At 64.5% G+C, this 22,876-nt stretch carries 21 protein-coding genes; 13 read left to right on the forward strand and 8 right to left on the reverse strand.

What is annotated here, in order from left to right; translation table 11 throughout:
• Nucleotides 1-534: 534 nt before the first annotated feature.
• Together BQ8794_RS18705 and soxR are read left to right on the forward strand one after the other, a co-directional pair.
• The gene (locus tag BQ8794_RS18705) at nt 535-993 is read left to right on the forward strand and encodes a tRNA (cytidine(34)-2'-O)-methyltransferase (protein ID WP_077380075.1); all 459 of its coding nucleotides are present in this window, start codon (nt 535-537) and stop codon (nt 991-993) included.
• A gap of 160 nt (nt 994-1,153) precedes the next feature.
• On the forward strand, nt 1,154-1,606 hold the full coding sequence (gene soxR / locus BQ8794_RS18710; RefSeq protein ID WP_077380077.1) for a redox-sensitive transcriptional activator SoxR: 453 nt from the start codon (nt 1,154-1,156) through the stop codon (nt 1,604-1,606).
• Nucleotides 1,607-1,764: 158 nt separating this feature from the next.
• Here the strand turns inward: soxR and BQ8794_RS18715 are convergent, their stop codons facing one another.
• A complete protein-coding gene (locus BQ8794_RS18715) occupies nt 1,765-2,022 on the reverse strand; it encodes a hypothetical protein (RefSeq protein WP_006202578.1) in 258 nt (85 codons plus the stop codon).
• A 107-nt stretch (nt 2,023-2,129) separates the two neighbouring features.
• On the opposite strand from BQ8794_RS18715, the gene hemF reads away from it, so the two are divergent.
• The 3 genes from hemF (at nt 2,130) to BQ8794_RS18730 (ending at nt 3,984) form a co-directional block, all read left to right on the forward strand.
• On the forward strand, nt 2,130-3,044 hold the full coding sequence (gene hemF, locus BQ8794_RS18720) for an oxygen-dependent coproporphyrinogen oxidase (RefSeq protein ID WP_077380079.1): 915 nt from the start codon (nt 2,130-2,132) through the stop codon (nt 3,042-3,044).
• 246 nt (nt 3,045-3,290) lie between these two features.
• Nucleotides 3,291-3,551, forward strand: a complete 261-nt coding sequence (locus BQ8794_RS18725; protein ID WP_027151030.1) for a DUF1344 domain-containing protein — start codon at nt 3,291-3,293, stop codon at nt 3,549-3,551.
• A 247-nt stretch (nt 3,552-3,798) separates the two neighbouring features.
• Nucleotides 3,799-3,984, forward strand: coding sequence for a DUF1059 domain-containing protein (locus tag BQ8794_RS18730; protein WP_023799945.1), 186 nt, complete (start codon nt 3,799-3,801; stop codon nt 3,982-3,984).
• A 131-nt stretch (nt 3,985-4,115) separates the two neighbouring features.
• On the opposite strand, the gene BQ8794_RS18735 is transcribed toward BQ8794_RS18730, so the two are convergent.
• The 3 genes from BQ8794_RS18735 to BQ8794_RS18745 form a co-directional block, all read right to left on the reverse strand.
• A complete protein-coding gene (locus BQ8794_RS18735; RefSeq protein WP_077380081.1) occupies nt 4,116-5,384 on the reverse strand; it encodes a CCA tRNA nucleotidyltransferase in 1,269 nt (422 codons plus the stop codon).
• Complete coding sequence (locus tag BQ8794_RS18740) at nt 5,381-6,013, reverse strand: CoA pyrophosphatase (protein ID WP_077380083.1); 633 nt, start codon at nt 6,011-6,013, stop codon at nt 5,381-5,383. The genes BQ8794_RS18735 and BQ8794_RS18740 overlap by 4 nt, the downstream gene beginning before the upstream one ends.
• A gap of 61 nt (nt 6,014-6,074) precedes the next feature.
• A complete protein-coding gene (locus BQ8794_RS18745; protein WP_077380085.1) occupies nt 6,075-6,704 on the reverse strand; it encodes a DUF1285 domain-containing protein in 630 nt (209 codons plus the stop codon).
• A gap of 148 nt (nt 6,705-6,852) precedes the next feature.
• On the opposite strand from BQ8794_RS18745, the gene BQ8794_RS18750 reads away from it, so the two are divergent.
• The 4 genes from BQ8794_RS18750 to BQ8794_RS18765 are packed head-to-tail and all read left to right on the forward strand — an operon-like array spanning nt 6,853 to nt 13,702.
• Nucleotides 6,853-7,857: an AAA family ATPase gene (locus BQ8794_RS18750; RefSeq protein ID WP_077380087.1), complete on the forward strand. Its 1,005-nt coding sequence runs from the start codon at nt 6,853-6,855 to the stop codon at nt 7,855-7,857.
• A complete protein-coding gene (locus tag BQ8794_RS18755; RefSeq protein WP_077380088.1) occupies nt 7,857-8,771 on the forward strand; it encodes a DUF58 domain-containing protein in 915 nt (304 codons plus the stop codon). The genes BQ8794_RS18750 and BQ8794_RS18755 overlap by 1 nt, the downstream gene beginning before the upstream one ends.
• A complete protein-coding gene (locus tag BQ8794_RS18760; protein WP_077380090.1) occupies nt 8,768-11,611 on the forward strand; it encodes a DUF4159 domain-containing protein in 2,844 nt (947 codons plus the stop codon). The genes BQ8794_RS18755 and BQ8794_RS18760 overlap by 4 nt, the downstream gene beginning before the upstream one ends.
• A gap of 3 nt (nt 11,612-11,614) precedes the next feature.
• Complete coding sequence (locus BQ8794_RS18765; protein ID WP_077380092.1) at nt 11,615-13,702, forward strand: hypothetical protein; 2,088 nt, start codon at nt 11,615-11,617, stop codon at nt 13,700-13,702.
• Nucleotides 13,703-13,847: 145 nt separating this feature from the next.
• Here the strand turns inward: BQ8794_RS18765 and clpS are convergent, their stop codons facing one another.
• From clpS to BQ8794_RS18785, 4 genes are all read right to left on the reverse strand, one after another.
• Complete coding sequence (gene clpS / locus BQ8794_RS18770; protein WP_029349886.1) at nt 13,848-14,153, reverse strand: ATP-dependent Clp protease adapter ClpS; 306 nt, start codon at nt 14,151-14,153, stop codon at nt 13,848-13,850.
• 191 nt (nt 14,154-14,344) lie between these two features.
• Entirely contained in the window at nt 14,345-15,526 is a 1,182-nt protein-coding gene (gene choV, locus BQ8794_RS18775; RefSeq protein ID WP_077380094.1) for a choline ABC transporter ATP-binding protein, read from the reverse strand.
• Nucleotides 15,523-16,377, reverse strand: coding sequence for a choline ABC transporter permease subunit (gene choW, locus BQ8794_RS18780; protein WP_023799956.1), 855 nt, complete (start codon nt 16,375-16,377; stop codon nt 15,523-15,525). Before choW ends, choV begins: the two co-directional genes overlap by 4 nt.
• Before the next feature lie 153 nt (nt 16,378-16,530).
• Nucleotides 16,531-17,478 carry a choline ABC transporter substrate-binding protein gene (locus BQ8794_RS18785; RefSeq protein ID WP_077380096.1) on the reverse strand — a complete coding sequence of 316 codons (948 nt, stop codon included), beginning with the start codon at nt 17,476-17,478 and terminating at the stop codon, nt 16,531-16,533.
• Between the two features lie 237 nt (nt 17,479-17,715).
• On the opposite strand from BQ8794_RS18785, the gene BQ8794_RS18790 reads away from it, so the two are divergent.
• The 4 genes from BQ8794_RS18790 to BQ8794_RS18805 all read left to right on the forward strand — a co-directional run bounded on the left by BQ8794_RS18790 (nt 17,716) and on the right by BQ8794_RS18805 (nt 22,747).
• The gene (locus BQ8794_RS18790; protein ID WP_077380098.1) at nt 17,716-18,327 is read left to right on the forward strand and encodes a thymidine kinase; all 612 of its coding nucleotides are present in this window, start codon (nt 17,716-17,718) and stop codon (nt 18,325-18,327) included.
• A gap of 221 nt (nt 18,328-18,548) precedes the next feature.
• Complete coding sequence (locus BQ8794_RS18795) at nt 18,549-19,637, forward strand: hypothetical protein (RefSeq protein ID WP_077380100.1); 1,089 nt, start codon at nt 18,549-18,551, stop codon at nt 19,635-19,637.
• A 29-nt stretch (nt 19,638-19,666) separates the two neighbouring features.
• Nucleotides 19,667-20,812, forward strand: a complete 1,146-nt coding sequence (locus BQ8794_RS18800; RefSeq protein WP_077380102.1) for a hypothetical protein — start codon at nt 19,667-19,669, stop codon at nt 20,810-20,812.
• Between the two features lie 24 nt (nt 20,813-20,836).
• The gene (locus tag BQ8794_RS18805) at nt 20,837-22,747 is read left to right on the forward strand and encodes an AAA family ATPase (protein WP_077380104.1); all 1,911 of its coding nucleotides are present in this window, start codon (nt 20,837-20,839) and stop codon (nt 22,745-22,747) included.
• Nucleotides 22,748-22,876: the final 129 nt, after the last annotated feature.

The raw sequence follows: 22,876 nt of genomic DNA on the forward strand, positions 1-22,876 counted from the left end.
CCGGCGGGTTTCGGCGTGAACCGCCGACGAGTAGGTTTCGCCGACCAAAAGCGCCCAGGTCGCCATCCTGCGCTCGTGCAGGTTTCTTGAACCGGGAATTTTGCAGGGATCGAACATCGGTCCGTCCTCCATGTGAAAATAGGGAAAAAAATCCGGCCTGTTCGCAGGTGAATGGCCGGCGAAAGGCGGGGGTTGAACAGCAGCGTGCTCAGGCGGGGCGTTCAGCCCCTTCGACAGCTTGAAAAACATCGCAGGATTCCTTCGAAGACCGAAAAAGTGTTTCGGCTAAGAATCGGTGCGATCGAAGTCTAAAAGGTCAGGAGAATCGTCGAACCGAAACCGCCGGCAGGCTGGTAAGCCCACATGAGGGGCGCTGGTTGTGCATGATCATCATGAATTACCCCTCCATCGGTTCGGGTTGACAATGCCCGGCGTATAACCGACTTCGCAGAAAATGACCACCCGCCGGTCCAGAAATTTCCAAAACCGCGAACCTGTTGTGGCCGATCTGCCACTTATTAGAAGGATGCGGAAATGAACAACCGTCTCCGCATCGCGCTCTACCAGCCGGATATCGCCGGCAACACCGGGACAATCCTGCGCTTCGCGGCTTGCCTCGGTCTCGGCGTCGACATCATCGAACCGGCCGGCTTCCCGCTCTCCGACCGGGCGCTGAAACGGGCCGGCATGGACTATCTCGAAATGGCGGCGCTGACCCGGCATGTCGACTGGCAAGGCTTCGAGCACTGGCGCAGAGGCGAAGCGCGGCGGCTGGTGCTGCTGTCGACCAGAGCCGCGACCGCCTATACGGATTTCGCCTTCGCCGATGCCGACATTCTTTTGTTCGGCCGCGAATCCGCAGGCGTGCCGGATCCTGTCCACGAGGCGGCGGATGCGCGACTGATCATCCCGATGCAGCCGGGCGCGCGCAGCATCAACGTCGCGCTTTCCGTCGCCATGGTGGCCGGCGAGGCGATTCGGCAGCTCGGATAGGATTTGCAGAGGCGCAGCGAACATGGCCGCTTTCTGGCCGACGACTGCACCGTCTCTTGTCATTCTTACCCAGGCGCACATCGCCTTCTCCTGCGGTTTGCATATCAAGGGTTTCTTCGTTACAAGCCCAACTTAACTTGAGGTCAAGCGGAAAATTCAAATGGCTGCGGTGACGGAATTGACGGTCGGCCACGTGGCCACGCGCAGCGGGGTCGCAGTGTCGGCGCTGCATTTCTACGAGGCGCGCGGACTGATCCGCAGCCACCGCACATCAGGCAACCAGCGGCGCTACGGCCGCGACGTGCTGCGGCGGGTGGCGATCATCAAGGTGGCACAGGAGGTCGGCATCTCGCTGGCCGAGATCGGCGAGGCATTGGCATCCCTGCCCGAAGGCCGCACGCCGACGCGCGAGGACTGGAATGTGCTTTCAACCGCCTGGCGCGACCAACTCGATCGCAAGATTGCCCAGCTGAAGAAGCTGCGCGACGGGCTGACCGACTGCATCGGCTGCGGCTGCATGTCGATCGACAAATGCCCGCTGCGGAACAAGGGCGACCGGCTGGCGAAGGAAGGGACTGGGGCTAGAAGACTAGTGGTCCCTTCATCCCGCTGACGTCAGCGCTGCCCTCAATTCTGCGGCGTTGCTGATTGGCGAAACCATTGACGACGGTGTCCTCCCCGTCACTATACGGGGAGAAATGTCCGGCAGGACAATGAGGGGCAGCGCCGGCCTTGGCAATTTGCCCTGGGGAAGGTACGTCCCGCCAGGTTCTAATCCGCCGCCGGCAATCGCCTGATGGTGAATTCGATGACGTCGCCCGGCCGCTCGAACCAGCTTTCGATCTCGGTCCAGTAGGCCTGCTTGGGAAAGCGCTCGAACCATTCCTTCGCCTTGAGCCGCGCATCGGAGCGCGGCAGGACGAAGGTCTCGCGCAAAAACCCGTCGCGCGGCATGCGTTCGCGCTCGGCGCGCGAACGGTCGAGCCTCTTCTTCAGGCCATCCAGCGGCGGTCTTGCCGGGGTGCGCACGAAAGAGCTCCATTCACACTTGACCCTTGCACCTAAGAGATTAGGGATCGCGGCCGGAAAAGACGAGTCATTTGTCGGGGTACGCGCCCGACAACCGGAGACAGCATTTGCAACGACCCGAAATACCGGCGGGGCTGCCGGCCGACATCGAGCAGAAGAAGATGAAGGCGCGGCTGTGGTTCGAGACGCTGCGCGAGCGCATCTGCGCCGCCTTCGAGCAGATCGAGCAGGACCTGCAGGGGCCGCAGGCTTCATGGTCGCCCGGCCGCTTCGAAAAGACGCCGTGGGAGCGCGACGCCGGCAAGGGCGGCGGCGGCACCATGTCGATGATGCGCGGCCGCGTCTTCGAGAAGGTCGGCGTCCACACCTCGACGGTCTATGGCGAGTTCTCGCCGGAGTTCAGGAAGCAGATGCCGGGCGCCGAGGAAGACCCGCGCTTCTGGGCGAGCGGCATTTCGCTGATCGCCCATCCGTGGAACCCCAACGTGCCGGCGGTGCACATGAACACGCGCATGGTCGTCACCTCGCGCCAATGGTTCGGCGGCGGCGCCGACCTGACGCCGGTGCTCGACCGTCGCCGCAGCCAGGAGGACCCGGACACGGTCGCCTTCCACCGCGCCATGCAATTTGCCTGCGAGAAGCACGCTGGCGTCGCCGACCACGCGACATTCAAGGCCTGGTGCGACGAGTATTTCTATCTGCCGCACCGCAACGAACCGCGCGGCACCGGCGGCATCTTCTTCGACTGGCTTCATTCGGACGAGGACAGAGGCGGCTGGAACGCCGATTTCAACTTCGTCCAGGATGTCGGGCGCACTTTTCTCGTCGTCTACGGGCATCTGGTGCGGGCCAATTTCAACGACAACTGGACCGACGGCGACCGCGAAGAACAGCTCATTCGCCGCGGCCGCTATGTCGAATTCAACTTGCTTCACGATCGCGGCACCATCTTCGGGCTGAAGACCGGCGGCAACGTTGCCGCGATCCTGTCCAGCCTGCCGCCAGAGGTGAAATGGCCGTAAAATCTCGGTGAGTTGGATGTGAGTCGCAATCAGGTCCAAATCGCAGGATTCTGGCGGCGAATGTGGCGCGCATAATTTCTTTTTCGTCTAATATCCATTTGAAAAAGCAGGACTATTTTTCGTTACGGGCCGGGAAACGCCGGCGGTTCTTGCCTCCCTGGAACCGCGACCCGACGCGACCGGACGGCCCATGATTGAGTGGGGCACCTTCCAAAAATGGTGCCTTCATTTCCAGGAGAGCATGCCATGCGCAAGCTTATAATGTCGGTTGCGGCTGCTGCCGTCCTTGCCTCTGGTGGCGCTGCCTTCGCAGCGGTCAAGCACACCACGGGCACGGTCAAGACCTATGATGGAACGGCGATGAGCCTTGTTCTGGATAACGGATCTACCTTTACGCTGCCCAAGGCCTTCAAGAATCCTGGCCTGAAGGCCGGCGAAAAGGTCCGCGTTTCGTGGGACATGAGCGGCAAGCACAAAATTGCCGAGGCAGTCAGGATCGTGAAGTGATGGCCTGCCCGCTGGAGCAAGACGAGGTCTTGCCTCCGGGGTAGCGTCAAGAGGGCGGAGCAGCGATGCTCCGCCTTTTTCGGTCTCTGCAGCAACCAAAACCATCCGATCGTGTTATGCTGGTTCGGCCAGCGCATGACCCGTATACCGAACCGGTTTCCGACAGAGATCATGCGTCGATCAAAGGTGCTGGAGCTTCCGTGTCAGAGCAGATGCGGCGCTTCGAGGAGGAAAAGGGAGAAATCCGATGAAGGAATTCCACTGCGGCTCGCTCGTTCCGGGTTGTGACTGGCATACGCGCGCCGACGAGGAAGCCGAGATCATGCGTCGTGCGGTCGAGCACATGCGTGAGACGCATGGCGAGACGATCATTCGCGAGACGATGATCGAAGCGATCCGTTCGCGCATCGAAAAGGCTCGCGACGCGGCCTGATTGCCTAAAGCGCGTCGCGTTTGAAGGGATTCATGCGACGCGCTTTAAGTTCCGTTTTGTGCATGTCGTTATCGCAAAACCGCTGCGCATCCTCGGTTCAAGCCCGAGGCCGTGCTTTTGCGCGACATGCATCAGTTTTCGAGTGCTTCTGCGGCGCGCTTGAGAAGTGCGCCGCGATCCAGCGCAAAGCCGGATTCGATCCACTCGTTTTCGAGGTTCTTCAGGGTTGCGCCGAGTTTTGGCCCGGGCGACGCGCCAAGCCTCGTCAGATCGGCGCCCTTGAGCGGAAAGTCGGGCTTTTTCCATTTTCCGGCAAAGGCCAGCAGCCGCGAGAAGCCGCCAGCTTCGAGCAGCGCGTCGTTGTCCTCGACCGCGCGGGCTCGAGCGGAAGCGAGCGACAGCCGCAAGCGATCGACAAGGCCTTGACGATCGCCACGATAGAGCCGTTTTGCGAGTTCCGCTTCGGTCGTCTTCGGCTCGACGGGCGCTGTCAGCGCCCACTGCCTGAGACGACCGGCGTCGCTGACGGAGAACCTCAACCGCTCGGCGAGCGTCTTCATCCGCGCTGCGTCCGGCGGCACGATCGCTTCCAGCCTGAGCAGTGGGTCCGGCGTCCAGCCGAGATCCTTCTCGGCCCTGGTCAGCGCATGGATCGCATCGATGCCCCATTTCTCGCTCTCCGGCAGAACGCTGGTGAGCACGCCCGCCTGGCGCATCCACAGCAGGGCGCGCGATGGATCGGGGGCCGACAGCAGCTTCTTCAGTTCGGACCAGACGCGCTCGACCGAGAGTTGGCCAAGCCCCTCCTTGAGCCGGGCGCAAGCCTTCAGCCCTTCGGCATCCGGCCGGCCGTCGCCATACCAGGCGAAGAAGCGGAAAAAGCGCAGGATGCGCAGATAATCCTCGCGGATGCGCGCCTCCGGATCGCCGATGAAGCGCAGCCGGCGCGCCTCGATATCGGCAATGCCGCCGACCAGGTCGACGATCGTGCCGTCGGCCTCGGCATAGAGCGCGTTGATGGTGAAATCGCGCCGTTCCGCATCGGCCTTCCAGTCGCGCCCGAACAACACTTTTGCCCGCCGTCCGTCGGTCTCGATGTCGGCGCGCAGCGTTGTCACCTCGAACGGCTTCCCGCCGGCGACAATCGTGATGGTGCCGTGCTCGATGCCGGTCGGCACGGCCTTGAAACCCGCCGCCTCGGCGCGGCGGATGGTCTCATTAGGCACGGTCGTGGTGGCGATATCGACGTCGGCGACCGGCTGGCCGATGAGCGCATTGCGCACCGCACCGCCGGCGACGCGCGCCTCCTCGCCGCCATCCGCCAGCGCCGCCAGCAGGCGCTGCAAATGCCGTTCCCCGAGCCAGTCGGCTTTGCCCGCGAGCGACACTCGGCCGCTCACGTATAGAGCCTTTCATAGAGCGTGCGGATGATGCCCGCGGTGACGCCCCAGATGCGTTGTCCGTCATAGGGCATTTCGTAGAAGACCCATTCGAGATCGTTCCACATGCGGCTGTCGCGGCCGTGGTTGGCCGGGTCCATCAGAAAGCGCAGCGGCACTTCGAAGGCGGCGTCGACCTCCTCGGAATTCAGCGTCAGTGAAAAATCCGGCCGCACGATTCCCAGCACCGGGGCGATCCGGTAGCCGCTGCCGGAGACGTAATCGGGCATGCGGCCGATGATCGCGACCCGGTCCTGACCAAGCCCGATCTCCTCGAATGTCTCGCGCAATGCCGCCGCCTCCGGGCTCGGGTCGGTAGGATCGATCGTGCCGCCGGGAAAGGCCACCTGCCCCGAATGGTTGCGCAGCTTTTCCGCCCGCTTGGTCAGCAGAACCGTGGCGTCGCGTCCGTGATCGACCACCGGGATCAGCACGGCGGCATCGCGCAGCGCCTTTGCGGGCTTCAAACGCGGATGTCCGGGGTTGAAGCGATGGTCGCCATAATCGTCGGCGGCATGCGCCAGCGGCTGCGCCGCGACGCGGGCGCGAAAATCCGCGGCCGAAAACGGCGCCCCGGTCACTTGGTCCATAGCGTCACCTGGTCCATCATGCCCCGGTTCATTTGGCCCCGGTCCATTTGGCGCTGCCCTCTCATGCGCTCAGCCGCTGCAGTTTTTCCGCCGGCATGATCGGATAGACCGCACCCTTCGAGCGGACCGCAAACATCCTTCGGCCGCCGACCTCGATCTCCTCGCCATGCTCGACCAATTCATACATGACCGGCCGCGCCACCAGCGCCTCCAGCCGTCCGCGCACCAGCACATAGGGTTTCAGGCCGCCAGTCGCCTCCTCGTCGACAAAGCGCACCGGATGCTCCGGTCCGGCCTCGACCACGTCGCCGACATTGGTACGAAAGGTGATGACTTGGCCATCGCCGGTGCCGCAAACATCCATCTCGACGGCGATGAACGGCGCATCGACGACGCGGATGCCGACCCTTTCCACCGGCGTCACCAGGTAGGTCCTCCCGTCTTCGTCCTTGCGCAGCACGGAGGAAAACAGCTGCACCAGCGGCATGCGGCCGATCGGCGTGCCCTGGTAGAACCAGGTGCCGTCCTGCCTGATCTCCATGTCGAGATCGCCGCAAAAGGCCGGATTCCAACGATCCACCGGCGCCGGCCCTTTGCCCGCGCGGGCGGCACGCGAGATCAGCGCCTCCAATCCGCGCGCCTCGGTCGCGGTCGTCAAACTTCCTTCACGATCGTCGGCGCGTTCTGTCATGGTCACGAAATAGTCACTGTTGTTCCGCTTGTCAGCCTAAGTCTGTGATTTAAGTTCAAAGACAGGCGCCACGCGAGGCCGAATCGCGGCACTCTGTGTGGCGTCGAAGCTGCAAGCCGGTATTTCCAACGAGAAGGATCGATGCTGCATGAGCGTGATGATCAAGGAAAGCCCGATCAGCGAAAAGGACATGATCGCCCAGGCCGAGACGGCGCTGGCCGACATTTCCAGGGTTCGCGAGGGCGTCGGCCGCGTCATCTTCGGCCAGGAAAGCGCCGTCGAACGCACGCTGGTGGCGCTGCTCGCCGGCGGCCATGCGCTGCTGGTCGGCGTGCCCGGCCTCGCCAAGACCAAGCTGGTCGAGACGCTGGGCATCGTTCTCGGCCTCGATTCCCGCCGCATCCAGTTCACGCCCGACCTGATGCCGTCCGATATTCTCGGCTCGGAGGTGATGGAGCAGGACGAATTCGGCAAGCGCTCGTTCCGCTTCATCTCCGGGCCGATCTTCGCGCAGCTGCTGATGGCCGACGAGATCAACCGCGCCTCGCCGCGCACCCAGTCGGCGCTGCTGCAGTCGATGCAGGAATACCACGTCACCATTGCCGGTGTCCGCCACGACCTGCCGGCGCCCTTCCACGTGCTGGCGACGCAGAATCCGCTGGAGCAGGAGGGCACCTATCCGCTGCCCGAGGCGCAGCTTGACCGTTTCCTGATGCAGGTCGACATCCTCTATCCGGAAATCGAGGCGGAGCGCCGCATCCTCCTGGAGACCACCGGCATTGAGGACGCCAAGGCGCAGAACGTGCTGCAGCCGGCGCGGCTGAAGGAGATCCAGACCCTCATTCGCCGCATGCCGGTGCCGGAAAGCGTCGTCGAGGCGATCCTCCAGCTGGTGCGCTCGGCGCGCCCCGGCCAGGGCAATGCCGAGACCGACAAGCACGTCGCCTGGGGCCCGGGCCCGCGCGCCAGCCAGTCGCTGACGCTGTGCGCCCGCGCCCGCGCCCTCTATGACGGACGGCTGGCACCGTCGATCGACGATATCAGAGCGCTGGCCGAGCCGGTGCTGCAGCACCGCATGGCGCTGACCTTTGCCGCCCGTGCCGAGGGCACGACCGTGCGCGACGTGGTGGCGAAACTGGCAAAAGGCATCTGATGGCGCGTATAGGCGAGGCCCAGGCACCGGCGGCGACGCGTGACGCGCTCGCCCGCGGCCGGTTGCGGGCTTCGCTGGTGCCGGACCTGCTGGTCGAGGCGCGTCGCATCGTCAACACGGTGATCGCCGGCTGGCACGGCCGCCGCAAGCGCGGCATCGGCGAGAATTTCTGGCAGTTCCGGCCCTATGTCGAGGGCGACTCCTCGCGCATCGACTGGCGCCGCTCGGCCCGCGACGACCACATCTATGTGCGAGACCGCGAATGGGAGGCCGCCCATACGGTGTGGCTGTGGGCAGATCCCTCGCCTTCAATGCTCTACAAATCGACCGGCGCCACCGTCTCGAAGGAGTCCCGAGCGCTGGTGCTGGCGCTGGCCATGGCCGAGCTTCTGTCGCGCAGCGGCGAGCGCATCGCCTGGCCCGGGCTGACCGATCCGTTCACCGCCCGCAACGGCGCCGAGCGGATCGCAGCACAACTCAGCCATGCCGGCGAGCTGCCGGCAAAGCCCGACCTGTCCGCCATCCGCCGCTTCTGCGACATCGTCATCGTCAGCGACTTCCTCGACCCGGTCGAGGACACCATAGCCTGGCTCGACGTGCTCGCCCGCCACGGCGTGCGCGCCCATCTGATCGAGGTCGCCGACCCGGCCGAGGAGAGATTCCCCTATGCCGGCCGCACCGAATTCACCGATCCCGAGACCGGCGACAAGCTGACCGCCGGCCGCGCCGAAACGCTGGGCGATGACTACCGACTGCTTTACATCGCCCGCCGCCAGGAACTGACCGACTGGTGCAAGCGCCTCGGCTGGAGCTTTACCGTCAACCACACCGACCGCCTCGCCTCCGATGCGCTGGTGCGTGTCCACATGGCGATGACCGTCGATGGCAGCTCAGCCGGGAGGATCCGCGGATGAGCTGGCTGCCGCTCTCCTTCGGGGCGCCGATGGTGCTGTGGGGCTTTCTGGCCCTGCCGGTGATCTGGTGGCTTTTGCGGTTCACCCCGCCCAAGCCGCAGACCGAGGTCTTCCCGCCGCTGAAGATCCTGGCCCGCGTGCTGAAGCGCGAGGAGACCCCGCAACAGAGTCCGTGGTGGCTGACGCTGCTCAGGCTGCTGATGGCGGCCCTTATCGTTGCGGCGCTGGCCGAACCTGTGTTCAACCCGCGTGAAAGACTGCCGGCCGAGGGCGCCGCTCTTGCGCTGGTCATCGACAATAACTGGGCAAGTGCCGCCGACTGGGGCCAGCGCGTCGCCACTGCCGAACGGCTGATCGCCGATGCCAGCTCCAACGACGTGCCTGTCATCATCGCCTTCACCGCCGAAAAACCGAATGCCGAGATCGGCCCGTTCGACGCCGCCACCGCGCTCGACCGGCTGCGCGCAGCAAAGCCGCGGCCGATCCCGACCGACCGCCCGGCCGTCTACGCCCGCGTCGCGGCAACCCTGGAGAGCTTGCCGGGCGCCAGCGTCGCCGTGCTCGCCGACGGTCTGGCGGCGGAAGGCGACGAGGCCGCCTTCAACACGCTTTTGTCGAAGAACGCCGCCCGTGTCGTCTGGGCCGCCTCCGACCGGCCTGGCCTGATCGGCCTGACTGGCGCCGACAACCAGGTGGACGGCTTCGAGCTGACCACCATCCGCCCACCGGGCGATCCGGCGCCGGCTCAGGTGATCGCCGGCGCCTTCGACGACAAGGGCCGCCGCATCGCCGACGCCACGCTGACCTTCTCGCCGGGCGAATCCACCGCCACCGGCACGATGGCGGTGCCTTTCGAGCTGCGCAACGACTTCGCCTCGATCGCGCTCGACGGTCAGCGGCAGGCCGGCGCCGTCCGCGTGCTCGACGAGAGTTCCAAGCGCCGCCGCGTCGGACTGCTGTCGCAGGCCGAAGCCGACCAGGCGCAGCCGCTTCTGTCGCCGCTGTACTACATCCGCCGCGCGCTGCAGCCCTTCGCCGATCTGGCCGAGCCGTCGAGCGCCGACCTTGCCGACGCCATCCCGCAGCTCCTCGACCAGAAGCCGGCGATGATCGTCATGGCCGATGTCGGCACCATTCCGCAGCAGGTGCGGCAAAGGCTGGTCGACTGGGTCGACAATGGCGGCACGCTGGTGCGGTTCGCCGGCTCGCGGCTGGTCGCCGCCGGCAATGACGACGACCTGCTGCCGGTCAGGCTGCGCACCGGCGAGCGCTCGCTCGGCGGCGCGCTGTCGTGGACGACGCCGCAGCCGGTCACCGATTTTCCGAAGACCGGCCCCTTCGCCGATCTCGCACCGCCCGCCGAGGTCACCGTCACCAGGCAGGTGCTGGCCGAGCCGACGCCCGATATCGTCGAGCGCAGCTGGGCCACGCTTGCCGACGGCACGCCGCTGGTGACCGGGATGAAGAAGGGCAAAGGCACGCTTGTCCTGTTTCATGTCACGCCGGAGGCGACCTGGTCGAACCTGCCGATCTCCGGCAGCTTCGTCGAGATGCTGCGCCGCATCGTGCAACTGTCGCGCAACCAGGGCGCGGCGGTCGCCAATGCAGAAGCCGCCGCCGCCTCGCTGGCGCCCTACCGCATGATATCAGCCGACGGCACGCTGGTGCCGCCGACGCCGGATGCACGGCCGCTGGTGCCGGGTGCCGGCCCGCTGCCGGTGACGTTCGAGAATCCGCCCGGCCTGTACGGCTCCGACACCGGCGTCATCGCTCACAATCTGCTCAATGCCGAAAGCAGCTTCGCACCGTTGGTGCGTCCTCAGATCACCGTGCCGGTCACCACCATCCAGTACGCTTTCGACGAATCGCACAATTTGAAGGGCCCACTGGTGGCGGCAGCTCTCCTGCTGATGGTGCTCGACACGCTGGCGGTGTTCTGGATGGGCGGCCTGTTATCGCGCCGGCCGCGGCGCCGCGCCGGCACAGCCGCCGCAACCACCGCGGCCCTGCTGATTGCGCTCGGCGCCCTGGTCGGCCACACCGACATCGCCCGCGCCGACGATGCCAAACCTGGCGACGCCAAACCCGGTGATGAGCGGGCTATCGAGGACATTTCGAAGACCCGGATCGGCTATGTGCAGACCGGCGACCGGAGCGTCGATTCGATCAGCCAGGCCGGGCTGGAAGGCCTGACCCGCTTCCTGATCGAGAAGACCGCGCTCGAGCCGGGCGCGCCTGCCAGCGTCGATATCTCGAAGGACCAGCTTGCCTTCTATCCGCTGATCTACTGGCCGATCGACCCTGCCGCACCGATGCCGAGCCAGGCCGCGATTGCCCGCGTCGACGCCTATATGCAGCAGGGCGGCACGGTGCTGTTCGACACGCGCGACCAGTTCGCCACCGGCATCGGCGCGGAGCAGGCCAGCCCGGCGACGGAGCGGCTGCGCGACATCCTCGGCAACCTCAACGTGCCGGCGCTGGAGCCGGTGCCGTCGGACCATGTGCTGACCAAATCCTTCTACATACTGCCTGAGTTTCCCGGACGCTTCGCCGGTGGCCCGCTCTGGGTCGCGGCGTCGCTCGAAGCCAGCAACACCGAGAACCGCCCGGTACGCACCGGCGACGGCGTCTCGCCGATCATGATCACCGCCAATGATTTCGCCGGCGCCTGGGCGGTCGACGAGAACGGCGACCCGCTTTTGCCGACTGTGCCGTCGGATCCGATGCAGCGCATTTATGCCCTGCGCGCCGGCGTCAACATCATGATGTACATGCTGACCGGCAACTACAAATCCGATCAGGTGCATGTGCCGGTGCTGCTCGAACGGCTGGGGCAGTAAGCCATGAACTTGTCGCTCGCCTTCGAACCGCTCATCTCCTGGCCGCTGCTCGGCCTGGTGCTGGCGCCGCTGTTGCTGCTGGCATTTGTCGGCCTGTGGTTTCGCCAGCGCGGCGCAGTCTTCCGTTTTGCCGCCCTGCTGGCGCTGACTGCGGCCCTGCTCAACCCGGTGTTGCTCGACGAAGAGCGCGAGGCGCTGAAAAGCGTCGTCGCCGTCGTCGTCGACCGCAGCCAGAGCCAGGACATTGGCGAGCGCACCAAGCAGACCGACGAGGCGCTGGCCGGGCTTCAGCAGCGTCTCGGCCGCTTCAAGCAGTTCGACGTCCGTGTCGTCGAGGCCGGCAAGTCGGAAGCCGCCGAGGAGCGCACCGAAACGCGGCTTTTCGGGGCGCTTGAGAGCGCTTTCCGCGACGTCCCGCCTTCGCGCATCGGCGGCGCCATCATGATCACCGACGGCGAGGTGCATGACGCCCCAGGCGGCACGCCCGACTTCAACGCCCCTCTGCACGCGCTGATCACCGGCAACGACCAGGAAAAGGATCGCCGCATCCGCTTCGAGAATGCGCCGCGCTTCGGTCTGGTCGGCAAGCCGCTGGAAATGACCTATCGCGTCATCGGCACCAACAACGAGGCCGGCTCGGTCGATGTGCGCGTCTCGGTCAATGGCGAGCAGGTTTCGGTCGAGCGCGCCACCATCGGCCAGGCCATGCCGCTGCAGGTGACCATTCCCGGCGCCGGCCGCAACATCGTCGAACTCGCCATCGAACCCGAGCCCGACGAACTCACCGACACCAACAACCGCGCCATCGCGCTGATCGACGGCATCCGCGAGAATTTGCGCGTGCTGCTGGTCTCGGGCGAACCGCACGCCGGCGAACGCACGTGGCGCAATTTGCTGAAATCCGACGCCTCGGTCGATCTGGTCCACTTCACCATTCTGCGGCCGCCGGAAAAGCAGGACGGCACGCCGATCAACGAATTGTCGCTGATCGCCTTCCCGACGCGCGAACTGTTCGTCGAGAAGATCAAGGATTTCGACCTGATCATCTTCGACCGCTACCAGCACCGCGACGTGCTGCCGGTCCTTTATTACGACTACATCGCCGAATATGTCGAAAAGGGCGGCGCGCTGCTGATCGCGGCAGGACCCGAATATGCCGGCGAAAGTTCCATCGCCCGCACGCCTTTGATGTCGGCGCTGCCGGCGATGCCGACCGGCGAAGTCGTCGAAAAGGCCTTTTATCCGCGCCTCACCGAGCTCGGCCAGCGCCATCCGGTGACGCGCGGGCTTGACGGCTCCGCCACCGAGCCGCCGCACTGGAGCCGCTGGTTCCGCACCATCGGCGTCGAGAACCCCGGGGGCGAGGCGGTGATGAAGGGCGCCGACAACCGTCCGCTGCTGCTGCTCGACCGCAAGGGTGAAGGCCGCGTCGGCATGTTCTTGTCCGACCAGGGCTGGTTGTGGGCGCGCGGCTTCGAGGGCGGCGGCCCGCATGTCCAGCTCTATCGCCGCATCGCCCACTGGCTGATGAAGGAGCCCGAACTCGAGGAGGAGCGGCTGACTGCCGACGGCCGCGGCATGATGCTGGAAATCCGCCGCCAGACGATGAGCGACGATCCCGGCCCGGCGCAAATCATCACCCCGTCCGGCAAGGCGATGACCGTCAAGCTCGAGAGAGCCGAACCCGGCGTCTTCCTGGGCAGCATCGAGACCAGCGAGATCGGCCTCTATCAGGTCGGCAATGGCGACCTGAAAGCGCTTGCCCATGTCGGCCCGGTCAACGCACCGGAATTCACCGACGTCGTCTCCACCGAGAACCGGCTGAGAGCCCCGGCCGAGGCCACCGGCGGCAGCGTGCGCCGGCTGGCGCAATCGTCGACCCTTGGCAATCTCGCCGGCGGCGTCACGCTGCCGTCGGTCGTCCCGGTCCGCTCCACGGGCGCGGCGGCCGGCAACGACTGGATCGGCCTGCGCACCACCGACGACAGCGTGCTGAAGGCCGTCTCGCGCGTGCCACTGTTCGGCGGGTTCCTAGGCCTCGGCCTGCTGCTTCTGGCATTGGGCTCGATGTGGTACCGCGAGGGGCGGTAGCTCCCTTCTCCCCGTCACCGGCAGGCGGATGAGGGGCGGCGCAGGCTGCGGAGTTTTCTTCAAACATCGCGCTGCCCCTCACCCTGCTCCGCCCGGCGGGCCGGGCTTCGCTTCCCTCTCCCGTAAACGGGGCGAGGGAGGAGCACTACTCCTCCGGTTCCGTCGTGAACATCAGCGGGTAGCCCTTGGCCTTGCCGGCATCGGTCGCCCGTGTCGCCTTGGTCTCGGCGACGTCCCTGGTGAAGACGGCGACGACGCAGACGCCGCGCTGGTGCGCGGTGATCATCACCCTCCGCGCCTGGTCCTCGCTCAGCTTGAATTCGCCCTTGAGCACCGTCACCACGAACTCGCGCGGCGTGAAATCGTCATTGAGGAGGATGACCTTGTAGAGCTTCGGCCGTTCGATTTGCGGCTTCGTTTTGGTGCGGGGTTTTGTGACGATTTCAGGCATCGGAACCGGCAATTGTGCGCAAGAATTTCGCTTTTATTCTGACATGGACGAAAGCGATCGTCCATTTTGGACCGCCCGCAAACCGCCTTCCCGGCGGGCGCGGCCGTTCACAAGTCCGTGCCCATATGGGACCGCCGCCAAGCCGCGCAGACCGCGAAGAAACGATACGGGCCGTTTCGTTTAGAAAATAGCTACCGCCGCAACACCGCCGACAGCACGTCCCTGATGCCGATGGCGCCGACGAAGCGCGACTGGTCGTCGAACAGCGCCACGGGTGCGGTCTGCGAGCGGTGCATGGCCAGCATCACCGTCTTCAGCGAGGTGCCGGGATTGGCCCAGAAGACCTGCGTCGTCTCCTCCGGCTGCGCCTCGACATCGGCGCACGACACCCAGAACGCCGGCTTGCCGTCGCGCTCGGCCGCCGCCACCAGCCCGTGCGCGTCGATCTTGAAACGCGTCGTCTTGCGGCGGTCGAGCCATACCCAGCCGTCCTCGCCGTGGTCGAGGTCGCGGCGGTCGCGCATCACGTTCCAGGCAGTCAGCACCGAGAGCGGATTCACATTGGCGATGAAGTCGCGGACATAGTCGTTGGCGGGGCGCAGCACGATGTCTTCCGGCGCGCCGGTCTGCACGATACGCCCGCCTTCCATGATGGTGATGTGGCTGCCGATCTTCAGCGCCTCCTCGAGATCGTGGCTGACGAAGATGATGGTCTTCTTCAACTCGGCCTGAAGCTGCAGCAATTCGTCCTGCAGCTTGGTCCGGATCAGCGGGTCGAGCGCCGAGAACGGCTCGTCCATCAGCAGGATCGGCGCTTCGGTGGCAAACGCACGCGCCAGCCCGACGCGCTGCTGCATGCCGCCGGAAAGCTCGTGGGCGTATTTCGACGCCCACTGGTCGAGGCCGACGAGCTTCAACTGGCGCTCGACGCGCGCCTTGCGCTCGGCTTCGGGCACGCCCGAAAGCTCGAGGCCGAAGCCGACATTTTCCGCGACGGTGCGCCAGGGCAGAAGGCCGAACTGCTGGAACACCATGGCGACCCGCGTCTGTCGGATGTGGCGCAGCGTGGCGGCGTCGCAGGCCGCGACATCGATCATGCGGTCGCCGTCCTTGACCATGACGTTGCCGCGCGCCGGCACGTTGAGCAGGTTGACGGCGCGGAGCAGCGTCGATTTGCCGGAGCCGGAGAGGCCCATCAGGACGGAAATCTCGCCCTCGTTGACGGTCAAATTGGCGCCGGCGCAGCCGAGCACGGCGCCGGTCTTTTCCAGGATTTCCTGACGCGTCGCGCCCCTGTCTACGAGTGCCAGCGCTTCCTTGCGCGCCGCGCCGAAGACGATGTCGACATTCTTGAAATCGACCGCGGCGCTCATTTGGCGGCTCCCGTGCCGATGCGGCTGATGCGGTCGAGGATGATGGCGAGCACGACGATGGCGAGGCCGGCTTCGAGGCCGAGCGGGATATTGACCGAGTTCAGCGCGCGCACCACCGGCTTGCCAAGGCCGTTGGCGCCGATGAGCGCAGCGATCACGACCATGGAGAGGCAGAGCATGATGCACTGCGTCAGCCCCGCCATGATGGTCGGCAGCGCCGCCGGCAGCTCTACTTTCCACAGCAACTGGCGTTTTGTCGCGCCGAAGGCTTCGCCGGCCTCGATCATCGGTTTCGGCACCGAGGTGATGCCGAGATGCGTCAGGCGGATCGGCGCAGGAGCGGCGAAGATGACGGTGACGATGAGGCCGGGAGCGATGCCGAGGCCGAAGAGAATGAGCACCGGGATCAGGTAGACGAAGGTCGGCATGGTCTGCATCAGGTCGAGGACTGGCTGGAGATAGCGGTAGCCGCGCTCGTTATGCGCCGCCCAGATGCCGATCGGAACGCCGATGGCCATCGAGGCCGCAGCAGCGCCCACGACCAACACCAGCGTCTCGACGGTTTCCTGCCAGAGATCCTGGTTGACGATAAAGAGCAGGCCGAGCGCGACAGCAAGCGCCAGCTTCCATGATTTCTGCAGGTACCAGGCAAGCCCGGCTATGGCGGCGACCAGGAGAACCGGGGGGACGAGCAGCAAAAGATCGACCAGCCCGTCGAGAACGACGGTGAGCCCGTCGGCGATACTGTCGAAAAACCACTCGAAATTGGTGGTCAGAAAGTCGAAGAAGGTCTTGCCCCACCGCCCGATCGGGATCTTGAAGCTCGAAATCAGTTGCGAAACCGGATCCATGGCAAATGTCCCCTCATTCTTCTTCACCTCTCCCCTGACGGGGTGGGTCGAACTGCGCAGCCTAGCGGGGTGGGATGGTCACGGCTATGCTCCGTTCCGAACCATCCCAACCGCGGCGCGTGCCGCGCCGAACCTCCCCGCAAGGGGAGCCTGCTACGAACCCAGTGCGGTTTTCACGGCGGCCGCGGCGTCGCCGCCGTCGAAGGTCGTCACGCCGGCGAGCCATGGTGTCATCGCGTCCGGATTGGCCTTGAGCCATTCGGTGGCCGCGGCTTTCGGGTCGGCGCCGTCATTGAGGATCGCACCCATGATCTCGTTTTCCATCTTGAGCGAGAACACCATGTTCTTGAGCAGCGCGCCGACGTTCGGGCATTCGGTGGTGTAGCCGGCCCGGACATTGGTGGCGACGGTCGCGCCGCCGAAATTCGCGCCGAACACTTCGTCGCCACCTGACAGATAGGCCATCTTGATGTTGGCGTTCATCGGATGCGGCTCCCAGCCGAGGAAGACCACGTCTTCGCCCGATGCGGCCGCCTTCTGCACCGCTGACAGCATGCCGGCCTCGGAGCTTTCGACAAGCTCGAAATCCTTCAGGCCGAACTTGTCGGCGGTGATCATGTCGAGGATCAGGCGGTTGCCGTCATTGCCGGCTTCGATGCCGTAAATCTTGCCGTCGAGCTTGTCCTTGAATTTGGCGATATCGGCGAAATCCTTGAGACCGGCGTCATAGGTGTGCTGCGGAACGGCGAGCGTATATTTCGCGCCTTCGAGGTTGGTCACGACCGTCTCGACCGACTTGTCTTCGAGATAGGGCTTGATGTCGGCTTCCATGGTCGGCATCCAATTGCCGAGGAAGACGTCGACGTCCTTGTTCTTCAGCGAGGTATAGGTGACCGGAACCGACAGCACCTGCACGTCGGGCTCGTAGCCGAGCGCTTCGAGGATGACGCTGGCGGTAGCGGTGGTGGCGGTGATGTCGGTCCAGCCGACATCGGCAAAACGCACCGGCTTGCAGCTTTCCGGCTCGGCGGCGAGTGCGCCGCTCGCCGAAAGAAATGCCGCCAGACCGAAGCCGGCGGCGAATAGTTTCATACGCGACATCTGTATTCTCCCATTGTGATCTATCGGCGAAGCGAAATTGCGGTTTTGTCTCCGCCTTGTTTCGTCAGCCAAACACCATTCTGGTGCGGTTTCAAGCGATAAGACAATCGCGAGCAACGGCGCGGGCTGGCCGACCAGCGACAGATTCGCCGCTTTTCCGGTGGCCAGGCGCTTTTCCGGTGGAACGTCGGGACGCCCCCTCCCCGCGCCGGGACAACTCGGCTTAAAAGGGGCGGCATGGCCAAGCTGTACTTCCACTACGCGACGATGAATGCCGGCAAGACGACGATGCTGCTGCAGGCCTCCTACAATTACCGCGAGCGCGGCATGACGACGATGCTGTTCGTCGCCGGCCACTACCGCAAGGGCGACACCGGGCTGATCTCGTCGCGCATCGGCCTGGAGACGGAGGCCGAGATGTTCCGCGACGGCGACGACCTGTTCGCCCGGGTCGCCGAGCATCACGACCACACGACCGTGCATTGCGTCTTCGTCGACGAGGCGCAGTTCCTCGAGGAGGAGCAGGCGTGGCAGCTTGCCCGCATCGCCGACCGGTTGAACATCCCGGTGATGTGCTATGGCCTGCGCACGGATTTCCAGGGCAAGCTGTTTTCCGGCTCGCGCGCGCTCCTGGCGATAGCAGACGATCTGCGCGAGGTGCGCACCATCTGCCGCTGTGGCCGCAAGGCGACGATGGTTGTGCGCCTCGGCGCGGACGGCAAGGTGGCGAGACAGGGCGAACAGGTGGCGATCGGCAAGGATGTTTATGTCTCGCTCTGCCGCCGCCACTGGGAAGAAGAAATGGGCCGCGCCGCGCCCGACGATTTCATCGGGTTCACCAAAGCCTGACCAGCGCCGTCGGCGAAGCTGCCGATCTCCCCCGCAAGGGCCCGCAAGGGGGGAGATCGGGTGTCGCTTCGGCTTTTCGCCAATCACCAGCGTTGGAAGGCAGGCCGATGGGTCGGGTTTTGTTTGAGGTATCGCGGCATCTTCCGCCTTTCCTTCCCCCCTTGCCATACATATATTCGCGGCGTTCGCGACACGAACAATTGCCGAAGCGGGAGGCTCCTATGGCGACATTGCAGAATTTCGATGCCGAAATTGCCAAGACCAATCAGGTCGTGCAGGACATGCGCACCAAGATCGAGCAGTCCGGCGCCGTGCTCGACACGCTTGCCAAGACCGACAAGAAGATCGGCGACGCCAATTTCGACCTCGAGAACGCCCGCATCGAGGATGTGCTGAAGCAGCAGAAGGTGATGGAAGGCAACATCGCCGACCTGATCATCGGGCTGGAGGACGCCACCAACGTCTTCGGCGCCGAATTCGAGAGCATGAAGAACTACACCGGCTGGGAAAGCTTCGTCGGCATATTTTCCGACCAGAGCAAGCAGCGAATGCGCACCGACCGCGTCCGCAACATGTCGCTGGCCGGCAATCTGCAGGAGCTTTTGGCGAAATCCGACACCATCGTCGGCATCCTCAAGGCGCAGAAGCAGATCCTCGACCAGCGTTACAAGACCTCCGAGGCCAGCCTGTCGCAGGTGATCGAGCGCCGCAAGGCGACCATGTCGAATCTCGAGACCGTGCAGAAGCGCATCGAGGAGCTCAATCCGATGCTGCTCGACATCGAGAACAAGATCGCCGCCTCGACCAGCCAGAAGGAGCGCACCGAGCTTGAAGGCGAGCGTTCGAAACTCGCCACCGAGTACAACGAGAAGCAGGCCAAGGAGCAGGAGCTGCTGGCCGAAAGCCAGACGCTGGAGCGCTACACCTCGATGTTCCAGACCTTCGTCGATTCGCTCAACAACCAGATCGCGGCGCAGTCGACGCTGATCAACAAGCTGACCATCGATACCGAACAACGCATCGTGCTCTACAAGGCCCTGGAAGATTCGCTGAAGACCGCCGCCCAGCAGGACGTCGCCCACAAGATCAACACGCTGGGCAGCCAGGTCGACAACACCGCCGAGGAAACCATGGCCGGCATCGGCGCGGCCTCGCAGAAGCACATTGGCGATCTCCTCGAAATGCACGAGAAGAACATGGTGGCGACCGCCGACATCCAGCGCCGCAAGAAGCTGGCCGACGATGCCTTTGCCCGCCGCTTCGACGACGTGCTGAAAAAGCACAATGCGGCAAACTACGTGCAGTCGTAATTGCTGCACCCGCTCCAAGGGCTGGCTGCATGACCCCCGAAAACGAAGCGGCAACGCGTTATTTCTCGGCGATCACGGCGGCGCTCAGCGGCCTCGAAGTGTTCATGCGCGACGATCGCTCGCCGCTCTACCGGCACGGCATCGTCGCCAAGATCGTCGCCGAATACATCGCGCGGCTCGACAACTCGTTTTCCTGCTGGCGCAACCGGCTGGGCTTCATGGAGACGTTCCGCATCTCGCGCGCCGAAAGCGGCTTTCCGGTCTTCCAGAACGTGCTCGAACTGGAAAACGACCGCCGCCAGGCAGATACGCGTCTCGCCAACATACCGCTGGCCGACGAGTTGCGCGAGGAAATGGCCGATTTCATCCTGCGCCACAAGGAATTCCCCGAGGCGCTGCAGAAGTCGATGGCCGAGCGGCTCTATCTGGAGGGCGTCAGGAGCGAGACGACCTTCGGGCCGTTCACCTTGGCGCAGACGGCAAAAGTCTCGGTCAATCCGAAGACCGGACGGCCTTACTACCTCGTCCATTGGGCCGCCTTCGACGGCAGCGCCAACCTGCCGCTGGTCTACATGGTGACTGTCGAGGATTCCTCCGAAGAGATGATCGGGCAGCTTGTCGACCGCAATGGCAAGCTCAACGACAAGGTCGACATTCCGCTTCCCGTTGAAGGACTGCTCAATCCCGAGCTTGCGCACCGCTTCGACGACTTCACCGAGAAGAACTCCGCCTATACGCTGTCGCCGGCTACCATCGCGGTCAACCTCGACAAGGATTTCGAGCAACTCCACCCCAAGCAACTGCGCCGCGTCGTGCTCGGCCCGTTCTATTCGGCCGGGATCACCGACAACAATTCGACGGTCACCGACATTCTGGACAAGGTGCGCAAGCCGGAAAACGCCTGGCTGCTGACCTGGACCATCCAGGAGGTCTATTCGAAGTCCGAAAAGCCCGGCCGCAAAGGTCTGTTTTCGAGCGAGAAGGCGACGCAGGAATTCTTCATCGACACCGACGATCTGGAGGCCGCGCGGCAAGGCGTGTCGAGCTACGAGAAGCATGCGCTGATCCCGCATGAGGCCTACCAGGCACTCTACGCCGCCGGCGAGGCGCAGAAGATCTTTTCCGGCTACAAGGTCCACATCCTGTCCAAAGGGCAGGTCATCAGTGACGTCTGACCGTCAAACCGCGGAGCATCCTTCATGGACACCGGCCTGACCACGATTTCGGAAGCGGCAATCGAAAAGCACCGCGCTACCGCGCAGAGCTTCATCACCCGCATCGTCGTGCTGGAGGACCCGTCGCGGGAATCCGGGACCGCGCTTGCCGGCACCAACCGCCGCTTCGTCTCGACCGTCTCGGTCGGCTCGGTGCGCCGCACGCGCGAGGTCGAGCTTTCCAAGACCGTGGCCGCCGTCCATCCCGACGACCAGTTGCTGAGCATTGCACAGCACATGCTGCTTTATCGCACCCGGCGCGGGCTGGCGATCGCGCTGGCCATCGCCGATGTCTTCGCCGAAGGCTCAGATCTCGAGAGCCTGAAGGCGAAAAACGCCCGCGCGCCGCTCGAAGGCGACGAGGCCGCCGCCTTCAAGAAGCTGCTGTCGGCCTCGGCCTATATTTCGGCCTTCAGCCTCGCCTCCTATCTGTTCCAGCTGATCGACAGCGATGGCGAGGCGCCGAACGACACACCCGAGCCGGACTTCTTGTTCGACACGCCGCAGGATGCGGTGAAATCGATCGTGGCCGGCCTCGACAGGGCGATAGCGGGCGCCAAGGACGATGCCGACCTGATGACCCGGGCGCGCGCCTTCGCCCGTGTCGCCATCGACGGGCTTTTGGCGCGAAAGGGCCGCTTCGACGGCATCGGTCCGTTCGAGAACGCGCATATCCGCATCGACGTCGACGACTTCACCCTTGACGGCTTCGACGTCGCACCGGGCAAGCGGTCGAAGCCGCTGGTGATGACCTTCAAGAATCCGGAAGAGGTCGTCGGCAACCACATCGCCAAATACCAGTCGGTGAAGCTCGCCAAGATGCTGATGGCTTACGATTTCGAGCGCGAGCTGAACCCGTTCGTCGAGCTCGGCGGCTTCCTGTTCACCTTCATCGGCGACGGCGCGCCCGGCACCGGCAAGACGACGCTGATCCAGATGATCGCCGGTCTCGTCAACGGCTACTGCCAGGTCGCCGGCTATCCCTTCGCCTACGAGAATTTCGGCGTCGACCAGATCTCCTCCTACCAGGGCAAGTCGGGCCAGAACTGCCGCCAGTTCATCAACAATGTGCTGAACCCGCGCGTCATCGGCTTCGGCACCATCGACGACATCGACCAGGTGGCGGCCCGACGCTCCGACGATCGTGCCTCGGCCGGCCAGCAGGAAATCACCGGCGTTTTGATGGACGCATTCGGGGGTGCGGCCACGGTGGTGCGCGGCAACTGCTCCTTCGGCATGTTCTCCAACTATCCCGAAAACGTCGACGACGCGCTGCGCCAGCGCGCCGGCGCCCGCTGGCTGGTCGATGGGCCACAAACGCGCGACGACTATATCGACATCTTCGTGCTGCTCGCCGGCAAGAACCACAAGATCCCGCTCGGCGACCACAAGCTCTACGCCGCCCAGGAAATCCAGCGCGCGGTGATGGAGGCCTATGAAGAGCACGAGAAGCCCAGGGAAGACGGGCTGATGAAGGTCTATGAGCGCTACATGAAGGAGAACGGCGCGCCGAAGTCGATGGCTGACATCGGCACCTATCTGCATATGATCAAGGAGGCCGAGCCGCGCTTCACCGGCCGCGCCATCAAGAACGTCACCGACGCGATCAAGATGCGCGCCATGGACATCGAGCTGCCGGACGAATGGTTCGAGAAGCCGGAAGTCTTCATGCACAAGGGCTACGACGACAAGAAGGCGATGATCGAGGAACTGCGCGGCCCGTTCTCGATGGACATGGCCATGCAGGAGGTCAACCGTTACGCCGACTCGGAGTTCCGCTACTCCGACAGATCCGACGACGCAGCGGTGACCAAGATGATCCGCGACACCCGCCTGCGCGACCGCGCGATGCGCGAGATCGAGGAGCTGAAGAACAAGGGCCTGTGGAATGCATGAAATGCGCCGACGCCCCCTTCTCCCCTTGTGGGGTCCGAAGAACGGGGCGAGACCAGTGGCTCGCCCCCGGGCGGTGTCTCCGAAGGCGACGGATGAGGGGTTTTCGTCAAGCTGGAACACCCCTCATCC

This window comes from Mesorhizobium prunaredense, assembly GCF_900156895.1.
GTDB classification, from domain to species: Bacteria; Pseudomonadota; Alphaproteobacteria; order Rhizobiales; family Rhizobiaceae; genus Mesorhizobium; species Mesorhizobium prunaredense.